We start from the raw sequence: 23,666 nt of genomic DNA on the forward strand, positions 1-23,666 counted from the left end.
TCCTGGTTCAGACGGTCGGTGCTCGGCTCAGCGTGGGTTCGAGGTCCTCGTGTAGGACACCCCGGAGATCGTTGTGGAGAAATGCGTCGCGCATCGAGGAGCGCTGCACCTTGCCGCTGGTGGTGTGATGCACCGTGCGGCGTTCCACCAGAACGACATTCGGTGCGGGCACATCGAAGCCGCGGGCGACGGCAACCTTGATCGACGAGGTCAGCTCGGCCAATATCGCGGGACCCCGCAGTGCGGGCGGTACACCCTGCACCACGAGAAGTCGTTCCCGTCCGCCCGCGTCGACGGCGACCGCGACGCCGGGGCTACCGGTGAGCGCCGGATGCAGCTCACTCACCAGTTCCTCGATATCCTGGGGATAGATATTGCGGCCGTTGATGATCAACAGATCCTTGCGGCGACCGGTGACGAACAACTCGTTACCGTGCAACAGACCGAGATCGCCGGTGCGCAGGAATGGTCCTTCGATGCCGATATGGGCGTCGAAGGTATCCCGGGTCTCGGCCGGGCGGTTCCAGTAACCGGCCGCGACGCTCTCGCCGCGGATCCAGATTTCACCGATCATGCTGTCCGGCAACTGCTCTCGGGTATCGGGGTCAACGATGCGGATGTCGAGACCGGGTGCGGGCGAGCCACAGCTGACCAGCCGTGCGCTGCCTCCGCAATCCAGATAGACCGGCGCCGCCTCGACCGATCCGACGCTGGCCAGCAGCGTCGCCTCGGCAAGACCATAGGCGGGCCGGAATATCGTGGGCCGCAGACCGGCTGGCGCGAACCGCTCGACGGTCGCCGTCATGGTCCGCTCACGAACCGGCTCCGCCCCGCACAGCGCGATCCTCCAGGCGCTGAGATCGAGTTCGGCCAACTGCTCATCGCTGACCCGCCGCACGAGCAGGTCATATGCGAAATTCGGTGCGGCGGTGACGGTTGCGCGGTATTTGTCGATGGCCTGCAGCCAGCGGATCGGACGTTTCAGGAAGGTCGTCGGCGACATGAATACGAGATTCCCGCCGTTGTAGATCGCAGCGAGCAATGTGCCGATCAGCCCCATATCGTGGAACTGGGGGATCCAGCTGACGGCGGTCATCGAATCGTCCAGCCCGATCGCGGCAATGGCGGCCTCATTGTGCATGAGGTTGCCGTGCGTTACGACGACGCCCTTCGGTGCGCCGGTCGAACCCGATGTGTACTGCAGGAACGCGATCGTCCCCGCATCGATATCGGGCATCTGCCAGGCGTCGGGATCACCGAGCGGATCGTCGTCGGTGGCGACGACGGTCGCGGTGGTGGCCGCCGCGACCAACGCGCGCACATTGGCGGTCGTGAGCACCAGGTCGGCACCGGAATCGGCGATCATGCCGACCACCCGTCGCGTGCTGCGCTCATCGTGCGGCACCGGCGCGGGCACGGCCACCACACCGGCGTACAGGCAACCGAGGAATGAGCGCAGGAAGGCCATGCCGTCGTGATAGAGCAGCAGGACCGGCCGTGCCGATTCCGGTCGGGTCGCCAACCAAGCGGCCACGGCCCTGGCGTCGCGATCGAGGTCGCGATAGCTGACGATCTCCTCCACCAGCTCGCGCCTGTCCTCGCGCAGGTAGGTGTAGGACCTCGTGTCCCCGTATTCACAAACTTGCCGCCGGACGTGGTGAACGTAACTCGGCTGCATAGCGTGTATTCCTCCGGGGGATGGACGTCATCGGGTGTACCAATGACTGTCGCCGCTACACCCCGCCGAAAATAGGGACCTCAGGTATCCGCCCAGCAAACCCGAGGGTGTGCTGTCCGCACCCTGGGTGTACCCGCACGCCCAGCCACGCAGTCGTCATAGGGCGGGGGCGTGCAGTGCAGTCCTCCCCGGAGCAGCTGGTGCCGAACTCCTCGATCGGGTCTTCCGACCCGGCCACCGCAGGGCGAGGCAATTGTCCTGTGGCCGGTCACCTGCCCGTCAGCAGCGTGAGCAGGGTGCGCGCTGGTCGGCCCGGTGATCAAGCGCCTGGCCGTTCCGGATTGCAAGGGTGTTCGGAAGACCCGCTACGCGACTTCGGCCAGCGCGCATCCGGCCTATCGCGACAATTCATGTGCCGCACCATGTTCGGTCACCGGACGCGCAAGTCCGGCGAGGCGGTGCGGTGCCAGCAGTGCCTTCACGGTATCGGCCGACAGCAGGCCGAGTTCGGTGGCGATCTCCTCGACGGGGCGGCCGGTGTGCAAAGCCTGCTTGGCGATGCGGGCGCTCTCGGCGTATCCGATATGTGGGGTGAGGGCGGTGACAATGCCGATCGAGCGCCGGACACCCTGTTCCAGATGTTCGCGGTGCGGGGTTATGCCCGCGATACATCTGGTCGCGAGGGCATCGACAGCGGCGGTCAGATGTGCGGTGGTGCGCAGCATGCTGTAGGCGATGATCGGCTCGAAGGCGTTGAGCTGGAGCTGTCCCGCCTCGGCGGCCATGGTGACGGTCATATCGTTGCCGATGGCCGCGAACGCGACCTGGTTGACGACCTCCGGGATGACCGGGTTGACCTTGCCGGGCATGATCGAGGAACCGGCCTGAACCGGGGGCAGGCTTATCTCACCGAGGCCGGTCGTCGGCCCCGAGGACATGAGCCGCAGGTCATTGCAGATCTTGGACAGCTTGACGGCGACGCGTTTGACGATCCCGGAGACCTGCACGAAGGCGCCGCAATCCTGGGTGGCCTCGATGAGGTCGGCGGCCGATATCACCGCAATGCCGGTGAGCTCACTGAGATGGGTGCAGGCCAGCGCCGGATAGTCGGGGTGACCGTTGATCCCGGTGCCGATCGCGGTGCCGCCGAGGTTGCACTCGCGTAACAGCGCGGTGCCCTCGCCGAGGCGGGCGCAGTCCTCGCGCACCATGATGGCGAAGGTGCCGAACTCCTGCCCGAGCGTCATGGGTACCGCGTCCTGCAGTTGGGTGCGTCCCATCTTGATCACCTCGGCGAATTCGATTGCCTTGCGGTCGAATTCGGTTGCCAACCGGCCCAATGCCGCCACCAGGTCGTGGATGTGGTGCACGACGGCGAGTTTCACCGCGGTCGGATAGACGTCATTGGTGGATTGGCCGAGGTTCACGTGGTCGAGCGGGTCGAGTTCGGTGTAGGCGCCGCGGTCGTGGCCGAGCAGTTCCAGCGCGCGGTTGGCGATGACCTCGTTGGCATTCATATTCGTCGAAGTCCCGGCCCCGCCCTGGACGGGATCGATGGGGAATTGGTCGTGCAGCGCGCCGCCGCGGATCTCGTCGCAGGCGGCGTCGATCGCGTCGGCGCGGCGCGTATCGAGCAGGCCGAGGTCCCGATTGGCGCGGCAGGCGGCCTGTTTGACCGCGGCGAGCGCGGTGATCAGGGCCGGATAGTTGCCGATGCGATCGCCCGTGATGGCGAAATTGTCCAGCGCGCGGGCGGTGTGGACGCCCCAGTAGGCATCGCGCGGTACCGCGCGGGTGCCGAGGGAATCGCGTTCGGTGCGGGTGCCTTCGATCATCAACAGCTCCTGTTCAGTTGTGGGTTGGATTCGGGATCGGCTGTGTCGCATGATGGTTCGAGAGTTCGCCGAGCAGATTGGTGGTCATCCACCGGCGCAGTTCACCACCGGACATGCCGGCGTCGACCAGGTACGCCAGCTTCGCGAGCGCGGCCTCCCTGGTCATATCGCCACCACCAATGGCACCGGCGGCGCGCAGGGCACGGCCGGGCTGATAGCGGTCGAGATCCACTGCGCCGCTGTCACAGTGGGTGATGACGACCACGGGAGTCCCGCGTGTGGTCGCCGCCCGAATTGCCGCCACCGTGGCGTCACCGTGCAGCGGCAGCGTGCCGGATCCGTAGCATTCCAGGACGAGTCCGCCGCGATAGTGGTGCAGTGCCGCGTCGAGCAGGTCCGGATCCATGCCGGGGAAGACGGCGAATAGTCCGACCGGTGGGCTGTCCGTGCGCGGCTGCGTCTCGGGCAGCCGGGGCGGTGTCGGCGGCGGTGTGAACTCCCGGACCGTGGTGAATCCGTCGTAGTGGTCGCAGGCACGTTTGCTGGCCCGCACTGCGGGATGCAGCGATGTGCCAAAGGCGATGAAAGCTCCCGGAACATGGTGGGCGGCAATATGGTTCAACGCCAGCGCCAGGTTGCTCCCGGCATCGCTGCCGCGCTGACCAAGCGGGATCTGGGCGCCGGTGAGTACGACCGGCGCGTCCAGATCGCGCAGTTCGAATGCCATCCGCGCACCCACATAGGCCATCGTGTCCGTGCCGTGTACGACGATGACCCCGTCGGCGCGCCGTTGCGCGATACCGGAGCGCACCCGTTCGGCGATCCGGCGCGCCGTGCCGGTGCCCGCGTCGGCACTGTCGATGACCTGCTCGAGCTCGCTGTACTCGAATCGAACCGCGATACCGCTCGTGCGCTCGAATTGTCCGACGACATCGGCGATCTCGCTGCCGAGGCCCCGGCGGGGTCGCAGGCCGGCACCGTGATCGACCATCCCGAACGTTCCGCCGGTGTAGAGGATGTCGACAGTGACCGGCGAAAGAAGTTGCGGCACAGTCGCAACCGGCAGCTCGCGAGCGGTCACGCGGACACCGATCCGTCCGCCGCGGTGCCGGGCCGCTCGATGGGAGCCAGGACATCCGGATCGAGCCGCCCGCGCACCCGGAACCAGCCAGCGACCATGGCGGCGACGACGAGCAGGAACGCCGCCAGGGTGATGCGGCCGATCTCGTCGTCGAAGAACATCAGCACGATCACCGCGGCCAGGAAGCCGAGCGTGAGAATGTTGAGCACCGGCGCGAACGGCAGCCGGAAGGCCGGTCGGTCGTAGTGCCCCTGCTGGGCTCTGCGCACGAAGATCCAGTGGCAGATCATGATCGAGGCCCAGGTGCCGACAATGCCGAGTCCGGCCAGGTTCAGCACGATCTCGAAGGCCTTGTGCGGCATGGCCAGATTGAGCACCACCCCGGCAATGCCGACCACACTGGTGATCAGGATCCCGCCGTACGGGGCGCCGCTGCGATTCATCCGCTGTGCGAAGCGCGGCGCCGCGCCCGCCACCGCCATCGAGCGCAGGGTGCGGCCGGTCGCGTAGAGCCCCGCGTTCAGACTCGACATCGCCGCGGTGAGCACCACCAGATTCATGACATCGCCCGCGTGTGGGATGCCGACCGAGCTCATCACCGTGACGAACGGACTTTCACTGGGGGAGTAGGCCGTCCACGGCAGCAGCAGGGTGAACAGGATGACCGATCCGGCGTAGAACAGGATGATCCGCCACATGATGGAGTTCACCGCGCGCGGCACCACGGCCCGCGGATTATCGGATTCGCCTGCCGCGACACCGATCATCTCGGTACCGCCGAATGCGAACACCACTCCCAGGGCGATGGTGAGCATGGGCGCCAGGCCGCGCGGGAACAGCCCGCCGTGGTCGGTGATCGTCGAGATGCCGGCGACGTTGTCGCCCACCGATGTTCCGGTGACGATGAACCCGACGGCCAGCGCCATGAACACGATGATGGTCCCGACCTTGACCAGCGCGAACCAGAATTCCAGCTCGCCGAACAGCCGCACCGACACCACATTGAGCCCGACGACGACCGTGAGCGCGATCAGCGCGAGCACCCACTGTGGCACGGGTACGAAGAACGACCAGAAGTGCGCGTAGAGCGCGACCGCCGTGATGTCGGCGACGAGCGTCGTCGACCAGTTCAGGAAGTACAGCCACCCCACCGAATACGCCCCGCGTTCACCGAGGAATTCGCGGGCATAGGACACGAACGCTCCCGATGACGGCCGGTACATGACCAGTTCGCCGAGCGCGCGCACCACCATGAACGTGAAGATCCCGCACACGATGTAGACGAGGGCGAGGGAGGGGCCGGCCAGCGCCATTCGGCCGCTGGCGCCGAGGAACAACCCGGTGCCGATCGAACCGCCGATCGCGATCATCTGCATATGGCGCTTGCGCAGCCGCTTTTGGTAGCCGAGGTCGCCGATATCAATGCGCGACTGGGGCGCGGTGGCGGTCGACTGTTGGTCGTGGTCTTGCATCGAAACCTTCCATGGGCCGGATCCAGCCTCCGCGGATGGGCGGGCTCAGCGCTGTTCGGAACGCTCAGAAGTAAGGCTGTCAGGCTGTCAGACAGGTTGACTGTAACGGGGGTCACAGCGGCTGTCAACGCCGGGTCCGCCGGTGGCCGATACCCGCTGGAACGAGCATTTTGACGCCGTATCGCGGAAGTCTCCATACTGGTCGCGTGACGGTCGAAGAGGGATACGTGCAGCGCATCGGCGCCACCGAGGCGGTCTTTCGTCGGCTGAAGAGTCTGATCCAGAGCGAGGACTACGCGGTAGGCGACCGCCTGCCCGCGGAGCTGGCGCTGGCCAAGCAGTTCGGCGTGAGCCGACCGGTGGTCCGCGAGGCACTGCATGCCTGCGCGATCCTCGGACTCACCGAAACCCATACCGGCCGAGGCACTTTCATCGTCTCCAAGAATGCCGATACGCAGCCGACCTTCGCGGGTGTCGGCGCCGATGACCTGATCGAGGCGCGACGGCTCGTCGAGATACCGGCCGCCGGTTTCGCCGCCGAGCGGCGCAGGCCGGACCAGGTGCGCCTGCTGTTCGAGATCCTCGACAAGCTGGCGACGGCCACCGATGCCCAGGACTGGGTGCGCTACGACGGCGAACTGCACACCGCCATCGCCGCCGCCAGCGGTAACACCATGCTCGCCGCCATGGTCGCCGACACCCGCCGCGCGCTGGACCTGCAATCGGAATTCCTCAATCTGACCCAGGACCGCCGCACCGATTCCGACCGCGAGCACGAGGCGATCGTGCGCGCCATCGAGGCCGGTTCGCCGGAGTCCGCACGCGCCGCGATGACCGATCACCTGGAGCGGGTGGCCGCGACGGTGGCCCGCATCGGCGCCTGACGCCAACGGTCGGAGCGACAGCGCTGCGTGTGACCGGAGCGGCCTGGTGCGATTGCCGCTCACCGAGCCCGCGCCCGGCAATGTTCACTGTCGATGCCGACACTGCCGGAATCTCGTTGACCGCCTATGGTTTTCGCGAAACCACAACCGTGCGCCTCGACCGAGGAAATCTGCCGACGTGCCAATGGGTGGATTAGTTGCCGACCGGAACACCGCCGGACGTAGCCGACGTACTCGCGGCCCCCGAACTCTCCACGGCGGACGCACAGCAACTGCTCGGCCTCTTCGAGCGAGTCCGAGTCGTCCGCCGCACGCGGTAGGGCCGCGCACCCGACCGAGCCCGGCTGCTCGGATCTACTCGACCACGATGTCGTCGCCCGAAAACGTCACCCTGCCGCGTCCGAGCGGCCACAGCTTGGTCAGCGTCGTGAACACGGTGCCGAGCCCGGGGATCTTGGCGAAGATCTGCTGCGGCCCGCGCACCATGTGCCCACTCTGCACGTCATAGGCAGCCTGATGCCATGGACAGACAAGTCGGCCGTTCTCGATCGACCCGCCCGCGAGATCGGCCCGCAGATGTCGACACCGGCGCGTGACCGCGAAATATTCACCGTCGATATTTCCGACGGCATACGGGCCCGCGCCGGTCACGGTTCCCGGAGGTAGGTCCTCGACCGAGCACACCTTGATCTGCTTCGTCATGCTTTTCTCCCGTTCGAGCCACAAGAAGATGGATCCGGCTGGAGGACGGCATCGAGCCGATGACCGGTCGCAACGTCAGCGGCTACGCACGCGCCACCGCGTTCAACGCGGTGGCACCGGTCGGCCGAGGCCGACGAGCGGGTGCAGCACCATCTGGTTCAACAGTAGATTCCGGCTGCGGCATCGGTGTCGAAATAGTCCGGCCGTGTCATCGCGACACCGGTGTCAGGATCGAGTCAGCTCGCTGCAGATCGCCGCCACCGTGGCATTGAGCCGACGCTGGTGCGAGCCCTGCCAGTAGACCCGCCCGCAGCCGTGGCACTGTCGAAACGTGTCGTAATGGCGGCGGGTGAGCGGTTCCAGCAGATCTTCGATCTCGGCTTTGGCGACCGCGACGACGGCGCCACCGCAGCGCAGGCAGCGGGTGAACGGTGCGAGTTGCTCGCCGAGGTCGAGCCGCCGGATCACCTCGACGATCTGATCGACCGGCTGGTCCGAGCGGATGTACACGCCGTGAGTTACGTTGCGCCGCTTCAGCAGTCCGCGGTCGCGGGTGAGCAGGATCCGATGCTCGGCCGCCGACAGTTCCGCGAGTGCGGCATCCTCGGCGTCCCATGGACAGCGCACGTCCAGGCCCATCAGCCGCATCAGCTTGGCGAGGCCGCCGAGATTGACATCGACGACGAAGCGTGGCTCGCGCAGCGGACGTGGGCGCACCTTGGTGACCGGGCCGATATCCAGGCTCTCGAACACCGGATAGGCGGCGATCCGATCGCCGTCGTGCGGACGCTTGTCGAAGGCCACCGGGCGCCCGTTGACCAGAACCAGGTCGACCTCGGTGTGCGGGATGCCGGCCGCCTCGATGACATCCTTCACGGTCTGGTGCGAACGAAACTGTCGGCGCAGCACCGTGTATCGCTCGCCGGGTCGCAGGAAGTCGTTCAGCTCGGCGTAGACCCGCATATCGACGCTCATTCGGTGAAGACCGCCATCGACGCCGTGAATCCGTGCAACGCATTGCGGCCGGCGATGGGACCGATCTCGCCCGCGGCGAAGAAGCCGGCGAGCGGTATGCCGTCGAGCAGGTCCTCGATGGTCGCGGCGTCGTGGTCGGCGACTCCGAACATTCGCCGACCGCGTCCGTTGCAGGTGAACAGCAATGCACCGGCCGGGCGTCCCGGCAGATCCGAACCCATGTGAACCAGGGCCGCCCGCAGATCCTCGTCCGCTCCGACCGCATCGCGGACCTGGAACTGCACGGTCGTACCGACCTCGACGAGCTCACCGATTTCGATCGCGCCGCTGGACGGGTCGGCACCGAGTAGGCCGCGGATCAGGAAATCGCCCTGTCCGGGCGTTGCCAGATGTTCGTCGACCACGATTCCGATCTGCAGCCCACGCGTCACCAGCTCCTGCTGGTCGGGTGGCAGCACCTCGACCATCTCGCGCAACCGATCGAACGGTGGGCGCCCGCCCAGTTCGGTGATCAGCGCACCACGCGCGCCGGTGACGATATACGGGTACCCGATCGGTCGGCAGCCCTGCGACACGATGGGGACACTGTGCAGGCCGGGCAGTCGCACGCCGACGGCGCCGGAGGTGACCAGCTCATGGTCGCAGAACAGTCTGCTGCCGCCGGGCCACTGCGCGCCACTCACCAGCCCGCCCATCACGGTGGTGCCGGGCAGATCGGTGTTCAAGTGCTGGAGCAGGATGTCGGCGGGGAAGGAGAACGGGTCCGGCAGCAGCAGATGGAAGTCGCGCGCGGCCTTGTCGAAGCGGTAGCCCGCGAGTAGCCCTCCGGCGGTCGTGCGGACGAAGTCGAGCTGGAAGGTCTCTGCGGCGGACGGCAATCCGGATGCCAGCCATACCGCCACCGCGGGCTCGTCCTCGATCTCGCGGCGGCCCGCAACGATGGCCTGTGCCACACATCCGATGAGTGCGGGCACCCGGACCGCCTCGTGGACTCCGGCGAGTACCGCGGCGGCCTCGTCGGTGTGTGCTCGTGACGCCAGCAGCACAGCAAGCGATGGCGACTCGCCCGCGATCTGCTCGCGCGCGATCGCTGCGGCCTCCACGCCCGCCTGCCGCGCTCGCGGCGCGGTGGAGAGTCCGACTCCGATCCGCACCCTTCCATCGTAGCGACCCCTGACAAAGGGTAGGAGTTGTTGTCGCAGAACGCATTTCATCGGAAGTGGATCGCCGGGCTACCGCGTCGGAGTGGTGTTGGGCGCCGCGGGCGTGGTGGTACTGCCACCGCGGGGATACTACGAATCCTTAGGAGGGCTACTCCCTGTTGAACCGCGTCCGAATCGCCTCCATCCGCATACGCAGTTCCTCCGGGGTGATCAATCCACGATCCATCAGCGTGTGGGCCGTGACGACCGCCGATCGGGTCCGCACCGGAAAGTCGTGGTAGATCGTCTCGCCGAGCGCATCCTCGGCATGGCGGCGTTCCAGGTTGTCAAATGTGCCGCGCCAGGACAGGCATTCGCAGGTTGCCTGCATGCTCGACTCCCACGGGTCGGGCTTGCGGTCCAGCTCCGGCAGGGTGCGCTCCCGCCGGGACGCGGGGTCCAGCGTGTCCAGCAGGACTTCGTAGGGACCGTTGTTCATCGCTGCCCATCCTTGCTCGTGTCGGCATGGACCTGGTTCGGTGGCACCTGTGCAGTCCAGTCCACCTGGGGCAGTGCCACGCCGATCATCGTGTCCCTGGTGACGATGGCCGCGAGTTGTTCCTCGGTCCAGCCCTCGGTGCCCGCGGGGCGCATCGGCAGCACCATGAAACGGGACTTCTGGTTCGAGTCGTGCACGCGGACCTCGACGTCGGGCGGGAAGTGCAGGCCGAATTCGGCGAGCACCTCACGGGGCCAACGCACCAGGCGACGACGGTAGTTCGGGGTGCGATACCAGTCCGGAGACATCCCGAGAACCGGCCGCGGATAGCACGAACACAGCGTGCACACGATCACGTTGTGCACCTCGGGCGTGTTCTCCAGCACGTAGAAGTAGGTGTAGTCGCTCGGCGTTCCGGAGCCGGTCGGGTCGCGCCAGTCGATGCCGACTTCCTTGCAGGTCTCGGTCCCGTCGGCGAGCAGGCGCGCCTTGAAATCCGGGTCCGTCCACGCCTTGGCGACCAGTGTCGAACCGCCGTGCGGACCGACCGATTCGGCCCATTCCGAGAACCGTCGATGGTCTTCCTGTGAGAACAGGCCTTTTTCGATGGCGAGTTCGCGAATCGCGGTCTCCAGGACCTCGAACTCGCTGATCTCGCCGCTCGTCTCGATCGGTGCGTGCGCCCCGTGGTCGTGGGTCCGACTCACTGTGAATCCTCCTCCGCTGGTTCGAGCCAGTGCTCGGACACCTCCGTCTCCAGGGTGTCGACGTCGAAGCCGGTGTATTTGGGCCACAGGTCTATCTGGCGGAACCGGACCACATAGAACGGTTCGAAGCGGCCGTTGTCGCGTCCCCACGCCTCGTCCTCCGGAATCACCCACTCGGGCCGGTTCTCGACGACGACACCCGTCCGCCCGCGGGTGTAGGCCTGGGTGCGGGTGTGGAACATCGATGTCGCGTCCCGCACCCGGACGCGATCGCCGATCCGGTACTTCCTGGTCATGTCCGCGTCTCCAACCGCGCGCGTACCTCGTCCAATTTCGCCGACAGCTCGTCCGGGGTGATCAAACCCTTGTTGACCAGTACCTTCGCGGCGACGGTCGCCCAACGCGCGTAGTAGGGCAGCCCAAAGTAGAGCGTCGCGCCGAGATCGTTCTCGGCGCGGCGGCGTTCCTCGGAATTCCACACGCCACGCCAGCCGAGGCATTCGCAGGTGACGTAGGTGTTCATCTCCCAGGGTTCTTCGACTTTTTCCTTGTACTCGATCGGCACATCCGGCTGTCCGCCGACGTCGTGCAGGACGTGCCGCAGCGCGGCGAACAGCTCATTCGAAATCTCGTACGGCGAGTCCAGCGGCTTGCGGAAGACGGGAGCGATATCTGCGACGCGACTTTGCATTTCGTCGAATCGATTCGGTGAACTCATGAGGTCTCCGTAGTGACGGATCCGGTTTCCCCGACAGGTGATTGCATACGGCGCACACCCGGCTATCGAGCAACGATGCCCGCGGCGACGAGTGCCGAGCCAACCCCTTCACTCGTCGGGACGGGCGTGTGAACGAGCGCCATCGGAACTCCAACAGGGCGCGTGGTCCGACAATCTGGCACAACGAAACTAGCGGCAGGAGCTGTGACCCCTGTCACATTTACATGATCTTCTTTGAGAGCGTACACGCCAGGATCGGGTTGCTGAAGACGCCGCTCCGGGGTGCGACCACCCAGGTCACCACCGTCGTAGGGGTGGCGACCCGGGGTCGCGAAGGCGGCCGCGTTCACGCGGTGAGCGTGGGGTAATCGGTGTAGCCGTGTTCGTCGCCGCCGTAGAAGGTGGCTTGATCGGGGGTGTTGAACGGGCCCCCGGCCGCCAGCCGGGCGGGCAGGTCCGGGTTGGCCAGGAACAGCGCGCCGAACGAGAGCATGTCGGCTGTCCCGTCCTCGATCAATGAGAGTTCGTCGGGACCGGTCGCGGCGCCGGGTGTGCCGGGGTTGAGGACGAACGTGCCGGTGAAACGCTTGCGCAAATCCAGGGTGAGGTCCCGATCGGCCTTGGGGCCCATTTCCATGACGTGCAGGTAGGCCAGGTCGAGGGGCTCGATCGCCTCGACCAGTGCTCGGTAGGTGTCGCGGTAGTCGTCCTCGGCGATGTCGTTGAGCGGGTTGGCCGGGGAGATGCGCAAGCCGACCCGGTCGGCGCCGATCGCGTCGGCCACCGCGCGCACCACCGCGATGGGGAATCGGATCCGTCCCTGCGTCGAGCCGCCCCAGCCGTCGGTGCGCCGATTGGCGTTGGTGGACAGGAACTGATGCAGCAGATAGCCATTGGCGCCGTGCAATTCGACGCCATCGAAACCCGCGTCGATCGCGTTGCGGGCGGCTTGTGCGAAATCGGCGATCGTCGCGGCGATATCGGCTTCGGCGAGCTCCACCGGAGTCACGAAGTCCTGCATCCCTTCCGGGGTGAACGTCTTTCCGGCGGCGGCCACCGCCGACGGGCCGACGAGCCACAATCCCTCGGGCAGCATGCTCGGATGTCCGATGCGGCCGGTGTGCATCAGCTGGGCGAAGATCGTCCCGCCCGCGGCGTGTACCGCGTCGGTCACCGGCCGCCACGCCGCCACCTGTTGCGGTGAGTGGAGTCCGGGCGTGAAGGGGTAGCCCTGGCCGACCGCCGAGGGCTGCGTGCCCTCGGTGACGATCAGCCCGGCGCTGGCGCGCTGTGCGTAATAGGTCGCCATGGCCGCTGTCGGGCTGGACCCCGGTCCGTACGCGCGGCTGCGGGTCATCGGTGCCATGACGATGCGGTTGGACAGGCGCTTGCCCGCGACGTCGATCGGATCGAATGCTGTGGTCATCGGCTCGAGCTCCTTCTGGCGGAAATATTTACCTGTTTGAACAGGTATCGACAGACCGTAATTCCTGGCAGTTGTGTGCCGTGGATCACAAGCAGAAAAGGTCCTAGATATCATCGAGATAGAGATCAGAAGGTTCGACTGCCGCGTTCGTAGTATGTGCTCAGCGCTGCTCAGGTGCCGAATTTTACTGTTCGAACAGAGATCTGCGAGCTACTTGTGTTCGCGATCAGGATCGGTCGGCGCGAACAACTCGCGCAGGACGGGACGGTCGACCGCACGATGTCGGCTGCCTGCGGACCGGGCATGCGCAGCAGATAGCGCCGGCTGGCAATGCCCGTCAGCATCGCCTGGACCGGGGCGGGACGCAGCCGCGCGTCGGGTACGCACGTCCATGGTGGCGGCGAGCTTGACCACCGCTTGCGCCATGACGCGGGTGCGCGGGATTTCGGCAGCGTCCGCGCTGGTCATTCCGGCGTGCAACAGGACGCCCAGCCTGATCAGTTTCGGCGTCAACAGCCCTGCCGACGTGCAACGCCCGGTGATCAGCGCCCGCAATGGCGGGTGAAGGCAAGCCATCCCGACTGCGGCGGCGGACTCGCTCGACGGGGTGGCTGCGTAGAGTAGCCAGCTGTTCGAGCAGTTTTACGAATGGCGAGGAACGGTTGTCGAAGGATATGGAGATCGGCGATCCCGTCCATGAGGAGGCCACGGCAGCGGCCGATGTCCCGCTGCCGCCGTCGGTCCAGGCTGGCGCGATGTCGCATGCCATTCTGCGGGTGGCGCGACTGCACCGCATGCTCGCCGGGCAACTGCTGCGCCGCGTCGGACTGCACCCCGGTCAGGAACTGGTCATGATGCAGCTGTGGGACCTCGGCCCCCAGCGTCAGACCGACCTCGTCCGAATGCTCGGCTCGGACGCCGCGACAATGACCCGCACGATCAGGCGTCTCGAACACGCTGGGTTCGTCCGCCGCCGTCCCAGCGCCGACGATAAGCGTGCCAGCATCATCGAACCCACGACCGCCAGTCTCGCCCTGCGTCGAGAAGTCGAGCGCCTGTGGTCCGAACTCGAAACCAGCGTCACCGACTCCCTGACCGACGATGAGCAATCCGAGGCCATCGAGATCCTGGGCCGCATCGAAAACAGCCTGGTACAGGCCAGTCGCAAAATTTGAGACCCATCGCAGACCGCGGCACATCAGCTCAGCTGTCTTCGGGGGGCCTGAATACTCGGCCGACCACTTCAAACCCTTGCGCATGACCGACTGGTCGGGGTAGTCCGGATATCAGGAGGTGTGCGATGCAGTCCTTTGCATCCGATCCCTTGACGCGCACAGACGAGGTCACGGTGCCGTCGGATTCCATTCGACTGGCCGGGATATTGGCCGTCCCACAAGACGTCACCGCTCTGGTCGTCTTCGCGCACGGCAGCGGCAGCGGTCGGCACAGTCCGAGAAATCGGTTGGTCGCCGATGTCCTGAATCGTGCGGGACTCGCGACGATGCTGGTCGACCTGCTGACCGCGGACGAGGAGGGTGATCGTGCCCGAGTCTTCGATATCGAGCTGCTGGCTCATCGGCTCGTCGAGGTGACCCGTTGGTTGCGCACGCGGCCGGAGCTGAGCGAGCTTGCCACCGGATATTTCGGCGCGAGCACCGGAGCGGGTGCCGCGCTGTGGGCGGCCACCGAGCCCGGCATCGAGATCGCGGCAGTGGTGTCTCGTGGCGGCCGCCCCGACCTGGCCGGTCCGCGGTTGGCGCTGGTCCGCGCGCCGACGCTGCTCATCGTCGGTGGTAACGACCAGCTGGTGCTGGAGCTCAATCAGCAGGCCCGGCTGCGGATGCCGTGTCCGAGCGAGATCGACATCGTCCCCCATGCGACGCACCTGTTCGAGGAGCCCGGCACACTCGAGCAGGTGGCGGATCTGGCCCTCGACTGGTTCCGCCGTCACCTCAGCGGTGTGCGTCCTTGAACACTTGGTCCACCGTGGCCGTCGTCTTCGACGGCGGCTCTGTGCCCGGCGGGTTCATCGGTGTCACGAGGGGTATCCCGCGGCGTGCTCGATTCGGGAAGATGCACGAGGATCAAGCCGACGGCGGCGATCAGGAAGTTCTGCAGCGCCGCCGATGATGCGTTCACCTGCTTATTGGCCCACATCCGGAACCATTCACCCGCGATCGTGAGGAACCCGCCCGCGAACAGCAGCATTGCCATGGTCCAGCCCAGGCTCGACAGTTTCACGGCCGCGTCGATACCGGCTCGAAGTCGGCGCGGCCGTCCGGTCAGCACCCGGCCCCAGACCACCGCGGCCGCCAGCAGCGCGAAGGCGGTCAGAAATTCCCAGATCACGATCAGGATGTAGGCGACCAGGGCGACGCTGCTGTTCGTGATCGCTCGCCAATCGGTTCCGGCGTTGTGGATCGTCGATTTCATCGACAGCACAGCGGCGACGGCGTTTCGGTTGGTATCGGTATCCACGCAGTTGGTGAATGCGACGAACAGATAGTAGAACCCGGTGATCGCCGCCAACGTCGCCACCGCCATCCGACGGCTACCCACAATGTCGAGAATCCTTGTGCCGCTGGGTTTCATGTGACCCTCCTCGAATCGACCGAACTCCATGTTCGACCATTCGGACCATTCCGGCGGGCGCGGAGACTTCATGGTTGGGAAGGGCGCGGGCACCCGACGGCATCGAATCCGATCTCGCTGGGCGTGTCGGTGCGGTCGATCTGCGCACGTGGGTGAACGCTGGTGGTCGGGAACGCGGGAAGCGGACAGTGACGGCGATGTGCCGAAGGAAGTCGGGCAGACGTGCAGTCGGTCGATGTGTCCGTTGCGAATGACAGAGGAGAGTCCATACCGAGTAGAGGTGTACTGCATGGCCACAGTGGGGATATCGGCGGAGCGGACGATGGTGCGCGGGGTCGTGCTGGGGGACGGGGCGCCGGAGATCGTCTTGTGTGCGGCACAGCCACGTCTGCGAGAGGACGAGGTCGGTGCGGCGATCATTGGCGTACTGGACGGTTTCGCGGAAGAGCTGGGTGACAGTGCCCGGGTCGAGGACGTTGCCATCGTGTACCGGTCGGTGGCCGAGCGACGGTTGATCGTCTCGCAGCTCGCGGCCGGACAGTGGGCGTCGTCGTCACTGGTTTCGGAGCGGTCGGCGCTGGCCGTGATGACCCGAGAAGAGCCGGGACTCGACGAGTTCGACACCGTGCTGGCGTTGGAGATCGCGGACGGTCACACGTCATTCGTGTTGCTCGGACCGGAGCGCGACGCCGTATCGGCCTCCGGCTCGTGGGCGTATGGCACTGTCGACGCCGATACCGCCGATCAGACGGTCGGCCGGATATTGCCGATATTGGATTCGGTCGCTGTGCGACCGGACGCGGTCGCTGTCTGCGGTTCGGGTGCCGACGATCCCGATATCGCGACCGTGCTGGTGCTCGGACTCGAGGCGCCGGTGATCCCGGTCGCGGATCCCGCCGATGCCGTGGCACGCGGTGCGGCACTGATCGCGGCCCAGCGGCTTCGGGAGCTACCGGTGGCGGTGCCCACCGATGACGGCCGGACCCGGCGGCTGCTGCTCGGTGCCGCCGCCGTCGCGACCGTGCTGGGTGCGTCCGGAATCGCGGTGGCGCAGATCCGCGACGACCATCCGGTGGAGGTCGCCAGCCGGACCGCCGAATCGCTGCCGCCGAGCATGTCCGCAGCACCCGCGCCGATCACGATCGAAGCCGCACCGTCGGCAGAGTCATCCGAACCCGTCACCATCGAGCCGACGTCGGGCCCGATCTGGTCGACGACAACCACCCCGACACCTATCCGCCGCACCCCGCCCAGAACAGCCTCCGCCCCCACAACCGAAACCACCGACCCGCCCGAACCAACCGCCTCCACGACCGCCGAGTCGCCGACCTCGACCACCGTCGGTGCGCCGGATGGCAGCTGGCTCTTTCCCGGTGAGTCGCCGCCACCACCGTTCGACGCCGATCCCGCTGTCATCCGCGCCTGGTGGGACAACCACTGGATGTTGCAGCAACGCTGGCTCGGCGGCCGCTGACGGCGGTTGAGAACGTCCCAGCCGTCAATAGCTGCCGCGCCTGCGCCCCATCTGACGGCGTCGAAAGAAGACTTCCTCCACCGACATCGACGGAATCTGCTCGGTGATCAACGCCAGCCGACCGTCCACGTCGAAGTGGTGGATATGCCATTCCAGTCCGGCGCGGCGTTCCGGAGGCAACGTGGACCATAGGGCGCCTACTCGGGTCTGGACATCGGCATCGCCCGCCGCGATCACCTGGAGCAGCATCGGCCAGAGGTCGGTTTCGGTGGCGATCGAGGGGAGGGTGACGACGGTCGCGTCGGACAGTTCGGCGAGCAGCCGGGCACTGCGTCGTTGACTGTCGACGTAACCGCGGGCCAGCAGCTGGATCAGACCCCGCCACACACCTGCTTCGGCGTGGCTGTCGAGGGTGCCGATGATAGCCGCCAACGCGGCTTCATTGCCCATGATCGGATTCGCTGCCATCCGGTCGAGCGCCTGCGGGCTGAGCTGGCCGGTGAAGGTCAGCAGCTCCGCGACCGCACCCAGATGGATCGCGGTGACGATGAGGTTGCTGATGGATTCGGTGGATTCGATGGTGAACATGATGTCGCCGATGGCGTCGATCACGTCGGCATCGCAGCGCGCGAAGGCCGACAGGGCCGCGAGCCGCAGATCGGACGGCCCATTGAGGGCGATGTGCACAATGCGCGGAATTCGCTCCTGTTGACCGGCGAGTAGTTGGCGCAGGATGGCGCTGATACTGGCCCCCGAGAATGCGTAGGCGGCGGAGTAGATGAGTCCGGCATCGTCGAGTACGCCATGCTCCGCAGCAGCGATCAGGGCCGGTGTCGCATAGGCCAAGAACGGGCCTGCCGTGACGTAATCCCTGCGGCGCAGCAGTTCATTGAGGATGTGCACGATCGGTTCGGGTGGCGCCACATCGGCGAGCTGACCGACCATCGTGGGATCCAGGTACGGCGCGCAATCGGCCGCATACGAGGTGTCGAGCAGGGCTACCGTCTCGGCAGCCTTCTTCGGATGTTCGACACCGACAGCACCCGCTGCCCGGCCCGCCATCATCGGCGGCACGATCCGCTGGACCAGCGGCATCGAGATACTCAGCGGAATGATCGGCACCAATTTGCTGATGCGCGCAAAGGTCTCGGCGTGCTGATCGAAGATGATGGCGGCCATCCGCTGCTGCAGTTCGTGCAGGTGTTCGGCGCCGAGCCGCTCCAGATGAGCCAGTCGTTGCACGGGAACGTGCAGTGTGCGCGCCAGCAGGATGAGCTGAGCGCGGGTTACCAGATCACTCATCCGCGGCGCAGCGCGGCGGCCGTGGCACGTGGACCGCAGAGTTCTTGTCGGAGTTCGAATCTGGCGGTCATAGTGCTCCTCTGTCCGGCCCGCAGGGCCCCTCGAAAGTCATCGTTGAATTCTGGATTCGAGAGTATGGGGTGTCGTCGGCACAGTGTGATCGAATCGGGAACGGCGGGGGTCGGATCGCTGATCGCCTGTGCCGCAACACAATCCTTCGTAGCTGCTCTCGGTCGATATCACTTCGGTTCGTGCTTCGAAATTGGCGGTGCCACTGCGTTTCCCGACGTCGGTCTGATGGAAATCGTTACCCGTCACCAAAATTAGCTGAGTCCATCGCTGTTGCCGAACGGGCTGGCAGATCACGGATCGGAGGTCGGCGGAAAAGCGCGACGGGGGACGAGCCGCTGACTGCCGGACCGCCGACGGTTTCTGCAGTTTTGCAGATGGTACCTGCGCATTTCCCTATTGCCCGCATACAAATCGACACCAATACTTTGCAACCGAGCTTGTGCGCTGCGTCACATGCGTACGGGCAGCGTGTGGAAAGTAGAGGGATAACTGGATGACGTCCACCATCGAAGAAGCCAGCTCCGAAAAGGGCCTCGCACGAGTCGCGCAGTCGCTCGCCGGATGGACGGAGAAGTGGTTCCCGGACGCCTACGTCGTCGCACTCGCAGGCGTATTCATCGTGGCCGCCGCCGCACTGGCCAACGGCTCGTCACCGCAAACGGTCGCCAACGCGTTCGGCGACGGCTTCTGGGATCTGACAGCTTTCACTCTGCAGATGGCCATGGTGGTCCTCACCGGATACGTCGTCGCCACATCCCCGCCTGTCGCCCGGCTGATCGAACGGCTGGCCACCGTGCCGCAAACCGCCAGCAGCGCAGTCGGTCTCGTTGCCTTCCTCTCCATGTCGGTCTCGTTTCTGAACTGGGGACTCAGTCTGGTCTTCGGTGGTCTGCTGGCCCGGGCGATCGCCCGTCGGACCGATCTGCGCGTGGACTATCGCGCGCTCGGCGCGGCGGCTTTCATGGGGTTGGGCGCGGTGTGGGCGTTGGGAATCTCCTCCTCGGCCGCGCAGCTACAGGCCACCGCCACCTCGTTGCCGCCGGCACTGCTGAAGATCACCGGCGTCCTCGATTTTGGCCACACGATCTTCACCTGGCAGTCCCTGCTCATGTGCGCCATCATCATGGCGCTGACCGTGGTGGTCGCGCACTTCTCGGCGCCGAAGGGCGCAGCCATCAAGAGCGCCGAGGACCTGGATGTAGATCTGGACGACCAGCCCGCGGAAGTGCCACCGCGCTCGCGGCCAGGGGAATGGCTCGAATACAGCCGCATCTTGCCGGTCCTGGCCGGCCTGCTGACGGCAGGCTGGCTGATCTCCCAGCTCGTCACCAAACCAGTACTCACCGTGGTCAGCAGCCTGAACGGCTATCTGCTCATCTTCCTCATGCTCGGCTTGGTACTCCATGGAACACCGCGCAGGTTCTTGCAGGCCATCTCGCTCGCCGTACCCGCCACGGCCGGCATTCTCGTCCAGTTCCCCCTGTACGCCGCCATGGCCGCGATACTCACCAAAGCTAAGGGCCGGGGCGGTCTTACCGTCTCCGAACATCTCGCGGAGTTCTTCACGAACATCGGTGGCGGTGGCGGCTTCGCCATCGTCATCGCCATCTACACGGTGGTGCTGGGCATATTCGTCCCGTCCGGCGGCGGAAAGTGGCTGGTCGAAGCCCCCTATGTCATGCAGGCATCGACCGATGTCCACATGAACCTGGGCTGGACGGTCCAGATCTACAACGTGGCCGAGGCACTGCCCAACCTCGTCAATCCGTTCTTCATGCTGCCCCTGCTGGCAGTACTCAAACTGCGGGCGCGCGACCTCGTCGGTTTCACGTTCCTGCAGTTCATGTTCCATCTGCCGGTGGTACTGCTGCTCGTGTGGTTGCTCGGAATGACGTTCGAATACGTCCCGCCGGTCTTGCCGACCCGGTGACCTCATCCAGGTCGGTGCCCCGGCTGTGGTCGGCGCCGAAACAAACGTCGGATGCGCACGCGGATACCGGAGGCGTCCTGCGCTGCCGGAGTGGGGTTTTCAGTGCCTGTCCGGGCCGAGGTCGCTTGGGCGAATCGCATGTGTAGTTGTTCGCGGACCTGGTCCGGGGTGTAGGCGCGGCGGCGGCGCTCGGCACGCACGATCACCACACCGGTGGCGACCACACCGGCCGCCCCCGCCAATCCCACTGCCTTCCACCACCTCATACCGCATAGGCTACGGCCATGACGGGTACGGGCATCAGCCTCGACCGAGCACTCGAGCTCACCAGAACCGGCGACATCTGGCTGTTCCGTGGTCATTCGGCCGCCGACCGGGCGATCCGGATGACGACGAACAGCCCGGTGAACCATGTCGGCATGTCCGTCGTGATCGACGATCTGCCCGCACTGATCTGGCATGCGGAACTCGGCCGATCGCTGCCCGATATGTGGTCGGGAGTCGTGCACCGCGGCGTCCAGTTGCACAATCTGCGCGATGCCGTGCTGGTGTGGGCGCACCGCTACGGTCAGCGGACCTGGTTGCGCCAGTTGAACCGTCCGGCCACCCGAGAGATGGAGGACAGCCTGCTGCGCACCATCGCCCGACTCGATGGCACCCCGTTCCCATCCACGGCCGCTCTCGCCGGACGCTGGCTACGCGGCCGGGCGCGCCTGCCGCGCAACAAGTCACGCCAGGCCGCCGCACAAAAATTCGAGAACGCGTACTGCGCGGAAGTCGTCGCCGCGACATACCAGGAGATGGGACTGCTGCCCGGGCACCACAGCCCCAACTGGTACGACCCTGGACGATTTTGGAGCGGAGACGAACTGGAGCTGCTCGGCGGCTACGAGTTGGGTGGCGAAATAGCCGTGCAGACACCGGTCGAGACCAACTCCTGACCACCGAGTCCTGCCAACCGCCGACCAATTCCCGCTCCACCACGGCGACGGTCGGCCTCGCGGCGCGGGCGCGCTGGGCGGCGGTCTGCCCCGCAAGCCCCGCACCGCCTCGTTGGCGGCGCGGCCTTCGGGGACAGCTTGCTGGCCAGGGCCGCTCTATCTCAACGATTCCACCACTTGGCAACCCCCCGACGAACTAGCAGGCGCAATCAACCAGTTCAGTGAGTGCGTCTTGAAAGTAGGTGGCGAAGTTCCAGACGTCCGGGATGGTGTCGGTGCAGGCGAGGATGCCGAAGTCGAGGTGGCCGTTGTAGGACATGACGGTGATGTTGAGCGGGCCGGACAGGTCGGTGAGGACGGAGATGGGATAGCTCCCGGCCACCCGAATTCCCCCGGCGTACAACGGTATCTGCGGCCCGGGGACGTTGGACACGACCATGTTGGCCAGGGGGAGTGCGGGGGCGGCGACGCGCAGGAGTAGGCGGGTGGCCAGGCCGTGCAGGATCTGCGGTAGGGCCGCGGTGGCGTAGTGCAGCAGGGCCGGTGGGGTGGTGTGGAAGCGGTCCTTGGCGGCGAGCATTGCGGCGTGGGTGAGTTTCATGCGGTGCTGTGGGTCGTGTTCGCCGATGGGGAGTTCGCACAGCATGATGGAGAACTGGTTACCCGCGGTGCCGAGTTGTTCCTGGGTGCGCACCGATACCGGGATCGCGGCCACGGCCGGGTCGTCGGCCGGAGCGTCGTGGTCGAGTAGCCAGCGGCGAAATGCGCTGGTGCACAATGTCATCACCACGTCGTTGACGGTGCCGCCGAAGCTGTTCTTGATCTGTTTGACAGTGTCGAGCGGTAGCGAAACGAAGGCGAAGGACCGGTCGGTGCCGTTGGGGCCGTTGCCCGGCAGTGTGGGATTGGCTTTGGGCATATCGTTGAGTGCGTTCGGCAGCATCGGGCCCAGGCGTAGCGGCAGGCGGACCCGATCGGCCTGGCGGGTCATCGTGTGTGCGATGCCGCGGCCGAGAACTTCGGCGGGATTGGGTGTTCGTGCCAATCGGAGCCCGTCGGACGGTGGGGGCACGGGCTGGGACTCGGGCACGATGTCGAAGACTGCGGCCATGACCTCCGCTCCGGATACGCCATCGATCAGGGCATGGTGCACCTTGGTGTAGATGGCTTGGCGGCCTTCGGTCAACCCCGAGATCAGGTGGCATTCCCACAGTGGTCGAGTTCGGTCGAGCGGCTGCGCGTGCAGGCGGGCGGCGAGATCGGCCAGCGCCTCGTCGTTCGAACCTTCGGGTAGGCGTGTATCTCGCACGTGATATCCGAGGTCGATGGTGTCGCTGTCTTCCCAGTAGGGGAGGTCGAGACCCAACGGGACGGTGCGCAATCGCCACCGCAGCGGTGCGATCAGATGCAGTCGGCTCGCGATCAACCGGCGCAGCGCCGTGACATCCAGCGCATCGCCTGTGGTGGATGGTTCCAGCAGCGTGACCGACCCGACGTGGAGCAGCATGGTGGGTGACTCGGCATTGAGCAGCAGGACATCGAGCGAGCTGAGTTGTCGGGATGGTCCGTTATCGGGCGACAGCGGAATATTTTGCGACGGTGTCGCTCGGTGGGCGGATGGGCAGCTGGCGAGTTGGCCCGGTGTCATGATGCGGGCTTCCAGGTGGCGGGCAGTTTTCAGGTCGGCGTGCAACATGGGGTCTCCGCTTCGCTGGGTTCAGGACAGGCTGCCGATGCAGTTCAACTGTGATGGTGCCGTGACGCATTTGTGGTGTGTCGGCATCCGCGGGCGCTGGGAACCGTTCGAGCCGCTCCGCTCTTGCGGTGATGCCGATGTGCGTGTCGAGGACGCGTCATCGAGCTTAGTGGTCGCCAGTGCGCTGTCGGCTGCAGTCGTGTGCCCTCCACGTTAATTCTGTGCAAACGTGCGACCCTTGCTCATTGCGCGCAGGTGTAGCGGTACAGCGTTGGCTTTCGCGAACGCCCGCGATGACCGCCGATGTCCGACAAGATCTAACCGATGGTCTCGGATTTCCGCGAAAGATATGCGACTGCTGCGGAATTCGGAAAATCGGACACTGATGCCCATCTGTCGCTGCTCGAGAGTCACGTCGATCGTGAAGTCATCGGATCGCCTTGCTGAAGGACTGTTGACACGCTCAACAGGGCCGGACATTCCATCAAGCCATGAACTGTGCTGGTCGGTGGATGTTCGATGTACCTCGGACATGTGGGT

23 protein-coding genes and 1 pseudogene are annotated in these 23,666 nt (G+C 65.8%); 8 read left to right on the top strand and 16 right to left on the bottom strand.

Annotated features, from left to right (window positions below; all coding sequences use genetic code 11):
* Positions 1–7: 7 nt before the first annotated feature.
* The 4 genes from ACQP0C_RS13205 to ACQP0C_RS13220 all read right to left on the bottom strand — a co-directional run bounded on the left by ACQP0C_RS13205 (position 8) and on the right by ACQP0C_RS13220 (position 6,066).
* Positions 8–1,678: a fatty acyl-AMP ligase gene (locus tag ACQP0C_RS13205; RefSeq protein ID WP_433733212.1), complete on the bottom strand. Its 1,671-nt coding sequence runs from the start codon at positions 1,676–1,678 to the stop codon at positions 8–10.
* Between the two features lie 395 nt (positions 1,679–2,073).
* Positions 2,074–3,513, bottom strand: coding sequence for an aspartate ammonia-lyase (locus tag ACQP0C_RS13210; RefSeq protein WP_433733213.1), 1,440 nt, complete (start codon positions 3,511–3,513; stop codon positions 2,074–2,076).
* Between the two features lie 13 nt (positions 3,514–3,526).
* Positions 3,527–4,594, bottom strand: a complete 1,068-nt coding sequence (locus ACQP0C_RS13215) for an asparaginase domain-containing protein (protein WP_433733214.1) — start codon at positions 4,592–4,594, stop codon at positions 3,527–3,529.
* Positions 4,591–6,066 (bottom strand): amino acid permease, encoded by a 1,476-nt coding sequence (locus ACQP0C_RS13220; protein WP_433733215.1) that lies wholly within the window; start codon positions 6,064–6,066, stop codon positions 4,591–4,593. Before ACQP0C_RS13220 ends, ACQP0C_RS13215 begins: the two co-directional genes overlap by 4 nt.
* Before the next feature lie 206 nt (positions 6,067–6,272).
* Between ACQP0C_RS13220 and ACQP0C_RS13225 the strand changes: the two genes are divergently transcribed.
* Both ACQP0C_RS13225 and ACQP0C_RS13230 read left to right on the top strand, forming a co-directional pair.
* Positions 6,273–6,950, top strand: a complete 678-nt coding sequence (locus tag ACQP0C_RS13225) for a FadR/GntR family transcriptional regulator (RefSeq protein ID WP_433733216.1) — start codon at positions 6,273–6,275, stop codon at positions 6,948–6,950.
* Between the two features lie 197 nt (positions 6,951–7,147).
* Complete coding sequence (locus ACQP0C_RS13230) at positions 7,148–7,270, top strand: hypothetical protein (protein ID WP_433733217.1); 123 nt, start codon at positions 7,148–7,150, stop codon at positions 7,268–7,270.
* 34 nt (positions 7,271–7,304) lie between these two features.
* Here the strand turns inward: ACQP0C_RS13230 and ACQP0C_RS13235 are convergent, their stop codons facing one another.
* The 8 genes from ACQP0C_RS13235 to ACQP0C_RS13270 form a co-directional block, all read right to left on the bottom strand.
* Positions 7,305–7,652 carry a Rieske (2Fe-2S) protein gene (locus ACQP0C_RS13235; protein WP_433733218.1) on the bottom strand — a complete coding sequence of 116 codons (348 nt, stop codon included), beginning with the start codon at positions 7,650–7,652 and terminating at the stop codon, positions 7,305–7,307.
* A 225-nt stretch (positions 7,653–7,877) separates the two neighbouring features.
* Positions 7,878–8,627 (bottom strand): Mut7-C RNAse domain-containing protein, encoded by a 750-nt coding sequence (locus ACQP0C_RS13240; protein ID WP_433733219.1) that lies wholly within the window; start codon positions 8,625–8,627, stop codon positions 7,878–7,880.
* Complete coding sequence (locus tag ACQP0C_RS13245; protein ID WP_433733220.1) at positions 8,624–9,781, bottom strand: FIST signal transduction protein; 1,158 nt, start codon at positions 9,779–9,781, stop codon at positions 8,624–8,626. The genes ACQP0C_RS13240 and ACQP0C_RS13245 overlap by 4 nt, the downstream gene beginning before the upstream one ends.
* A gap of 157 nt (positions 9,782–9,938) precedes the next feature.
* Positions 9,939–10,268 (bottom strand): ScnB, encoded by a 330-nt coding sequence (locus ACQP0C_RS13250; protein WP_433733221.1) that lies wholly within the window; start codon positions 10,266–10,268, stop codon positions 9,939–9,941.
* Positions 10,265–10,975: a thiocyanate hydrolase subunit gamma gene (gene scnC, locus ACQP0C_RS13255; protein ID WP_433733222.1), complete on the bottom strand. Its 711-nt coding sequence runs from the start codon at positions 10,973–10,975 to the stop codon at positions 10,265–10,267. Before scnC ends, ACQP0C_RS13250 begins: the two co-directional genes overlap by 4 nt.
* On the bottom strand, positions 10,972–11,271 hold the full coding sequence (locus ACQP0C_RS13260) for an SH3-like domain-containing protein (RefSeq protein ID WP_433733223.1): 300 nt from the start codon (positions 11,269–11,271) through the stop codon (positions 10,972–10,974). The genes scnC and ACQP0C_RS13260 overlap by 4 nt, the downstream gene beginning before the upstream one ends.
* Positions 11,268–11,693: a hypothetical protein gene (locus ACQP0C_RS13265; RefSeq protein WP_433733224.1), complete on the bottom strand. Its 426-nt coding sequence runs from the start codon at positions 11,691–11,693 to the stop codon at positions 11,268–11,270. The genes ACQP0C_RS13260 and ACQP0C_RS13265 overlap by 4 nt, the downstream gene beginning before the upstream one ends.
* 346 nt (positions 11,694–12,039) lie before the next feature.
* Complete coding sequence (locus tag ACQP0C_RS13270) at positions 12,040–13,119, bottom strand: alkene reductase (protein WP_433733225.1); 1,080 nt, start codon at positions 13,117–13,119, stop codon at positions 12,040–12,042.
* Positions 13,120–13,525: 406 nt separating this feature from the next.
* Between ACQP0C_RS13270 and ACQP0C_RS13275 the strand changes: the two genes are divergently transcribed.
* The 3 genes and pseudogenes from ACQP0C_RS13275 to ACQP0C_RS13285 form a co-directional block, all read left to right on the top strand.
* Positions 13,526–13,684, top strand: a complete 159-nt coding sequence (locus tag ACQP0C_RS13275; protein ID WP_433733226.1) for a hypothetical protein — start codon at positions 13,526–13,528, stop codon at positions 13,682–13,684.
* A gap of 97 nt (positions 13,685–13,781) precedes the next feature.
* Positions 13,782–14,294 (top strand): MarR family winged helix-turn-helix transcriptional regulator, encoded by a 513-nt coding sequence (locus ACQP0C_RS13280; protein WP_433733227.1) that lies wholly within the window; start codon positions 13,782–13,784, stop codon positions 14,292–14,294.
* 143 nt (positions 14,295–14,437) lie between these two features.
* Positions 14,438–15,091, top strand: a pseudogene (locus ACQP0C_RS13285) (dienelactone hydrolase family protein); the annotation flags it as partial.
* Here the strand turns inward: ACQP0C_RS13285 and ACQP0C_RS13290 are convergent.
* Entirely contained in the window at positions 15,067–15,711 is a 645-nt protein-coding gene (locus ACQP0C_RS13290; protein ID WP_433733228.1) for a DUF2165 domain-containing protein, read from the bottom strand. The pseudogene ACQP0C_RS13285 and the gene ACQP0C_RS13290 overlap by 25 nt on opposite strands.
* 289 nt (positions 15,712–16,000) lie before the next feature.
* On the opposite strand from ACQP0C_RS13290, the gene ACQP0C_RS13295 reads away from it, so the two are divergent.
* Positions 16,001–17,185 carry a hypothetical protein gene (locus ACQP0C_RS13295; RefSeq protein WP_433733229.1) on the top strand — a complete coding sequence of 395 codons (1,185 nt, stop codon included), beginning with the start codon at positions 16,001–16,003 and terminating at the stop codon, positions 17,183–17,185.
* Positions 17,186–17,209: 24 nt separating this feature from the next.
* Here the strand turns inward: ACQP0C_RS13295 and ACQP0C_RS13300 are convergent, their stop codons facing one another.
* On the bottom strand, positions 17,210–18,487 hold the full coding sequence (locus ACQP0C_RS13300) for a hypothetical protein (protein WP_433733230.1): 1,278 nt from the start codon (positions 18,485–18,487) through the stop codon (positions 17,210–17,212).
* A gap of 565 nt (positions 18,488–19,052) precedes the next feature.
* Here ACQP0C_RS13300 and ACQP0C_RS13305 point away from each other — a divergent pair.
* Positions 19,053–20,489 (top strand): short-chain fatty acid transporter, encoded by a 1,437-nt coding sequence (locus ACQP0C_RS13305; RefSeq protein ID WP_433733231.1) that lies wholly within the window; start codon positions 19,053–19,055, stop codon positions 20,487–20,489.
* Positions 20,490–20,491: 2 nt separating this feature from the next.
* On the opposite strand, the gene ACQP0C_RS13310 is transcribed toward ACQP0C_RS13305, so the two are convergent.
* Positions 20,492–20,755, bottom strand: a complete 264-nt coding sequence (locus ACQP0C_RS13310) for a hypothetical protein (protein WP_433733232.1) — start codon at positions 20,753–20,755, stop codon at positions 20,492–20,494.
* An 18-nt stretch (positions 20,756–20,773) separates the two neighbouring features.
* Here ACQP0C_RS13310 and ACQP0C_RS13315 point away from each other — a divergent pair, with 18 nt between their 5' ends.
* The gene (locus tag ACQP0C_RS13315; protein WP_433733233.1) at positions 20,774–21,430 is read left to right on the top strand and encodes a hypothetical protein; all 657 of its coding nucleotides are present in this window, start codon (positions 20,774–20,776) and stop codon (positions 21,428–21,430) included.
* A 196-nt stretch (positions 21,431–21,626) separates the two neighbouring features.
* On the opposite strand, the gene ACQP0C_RS13320 is transcribed toward ACQP0C_RS13315, so the two are convergent.
* Positions 21,627–23,126, bottom strand: a complete 1,500-nt coding sequence (locus ACQP0C_RS13320) for a WS/DGAT/MGAT family O-acyltransferase (protein ID WP_433733234.1) — start codon at positions 23,124–23,126, stop codon at positions 21,627–21,629.
* Between the last annotated feature and the right edge of the window lie 540 nt (positions 23,127–23,666).

It is taken from the genome of Nocardia sp. CA-129566 (assembly GCF_050956075.1).
GTDB lineage: Bacteria > Actinomycetota > Actinomycetes > Mycobacteriales > Mycobacteriaceae > Nocardia.

Excerpts from the sequence above, each read along its gene's own strand:
- ACQP0C_RS13205 (WP_433733212.1), bottom strand. The coding sequence starts at position 1,678 with ATGCAGCCGAGTTACGTTCACCACGTCCGGCGGCAAGTTTGTGAATAC.
- ACQP0C_RS13210 (WP_433733213.1), bottom strand. The coding sequence starts at position 3,513 with ATGATCGAAGGCACCCGCACCGAACGCGATTCCCTCGGCACCCGCGCG.
- ACQP0C_RS13220 (WP_433733215.1), bottom strand. The coding sequence starts at position 6,066 with ATGCAAGACCACGACCAACAGTCGACCGCCACCGCGCCCCAGTCGCGC.
- ACQP0C_RS13235 (WP_433733218.1), bottom strand. The coding sequence starts at position 7,652 with ATGACGAAGCAGATCAAGGTGTGCTCGGTCGAGGACCTACCTCCGGGA.
- ACQP0C_RS13240 (WP_433733219.1), bottom strand. The coding sequence starts at position 8,627 with ATGAGCGTCGATATGCGGGTCTACGCCGAGCTGAACGACTTCCTGCGA.
- ACQP0C_RS13250 (WP_433733221.1), bottom strand. The coding sequence starts at position 10,268 with ATGAACAACGGTCCCTACGAAGTCCTGCTGGACACGCTGGACCCCGCG.
- ACQP0C_RS13260 (WP_433733223.1), bottom strand. The coding sequence starts at position 11,271 with ATGACCAGGAAGTACCGGATCGGCGATCGCGTCCGGGTGCGGGACGCG.
- ACQP0C_RS13265 (WP_433733224.1), bottom strand. The coding sequence starts at position 11,693 with ATGAGTTCACCGAATCGATTCGACGAAATGCAAAGTCGCGTCGCAGAT.
- ACQP0C_RS13270 (WP_433733225.1), bottom strand. The coding sequence starts at position 13,119 with ATGACCACAGCATTCGATCCGATCGACGTCGCGGGCAAGCGCCTGTCC.
- ACQP0C_RS13290 (WP_433733228.1), bottom strand. The coding sequence starts at position 15,711 with ATGAAACCCAGCGGCACAAGGATTCTCGACATTGTGGGTAGCCGTCGG.
- ACQP0C_RS13295 (WP_433733229.1), top strand. The coding sequence starts at position 16,001 with ATGGCCACAGTGGGGATATCGGCGGAGCGGACGATGGTGCGCGGGGTC.
- ACQP0C_RS13300 (WP_433733230.1), bottom strand. The coding sequence starts at position 18,487 with ATGAGTGATCTGGTAACCCGCGCTCAGCTCATCCTGCTGGCGCGCACA.
- ACQP0C_RS13305 (WP_433733231.1), top strand. The coding sequence starts at position 19,053 with ATGACGTCCACCATCGAAGAAGCCAGCTCCGAAAAGGGCCTCGCACGA.
- ACQP0C_RS13310 (WP_433733232.1), bottom strand. The coding sequence starts at position 20,755 with ATGAGGTGGTGGAAGGCAGTGGGATTGGCGGGGGCGGCCGGTGTGGTC.
- ACQP0C_RS13315 (WP_433733233.1), top strand. The coding sequence starts at position 20,774 with ATGACGGGTACGGGCATCAGCCTCGACCGAGCACTCGAGCTCACCAGA.
- ACQP0C_RS13320 (WP_433733234.1), bottom strand. The coding sequence starts at position 23,126 with ATGTTGCACGCCGACCTGAAAACTGCCCGCCACCTGGAAGCCCGCATC.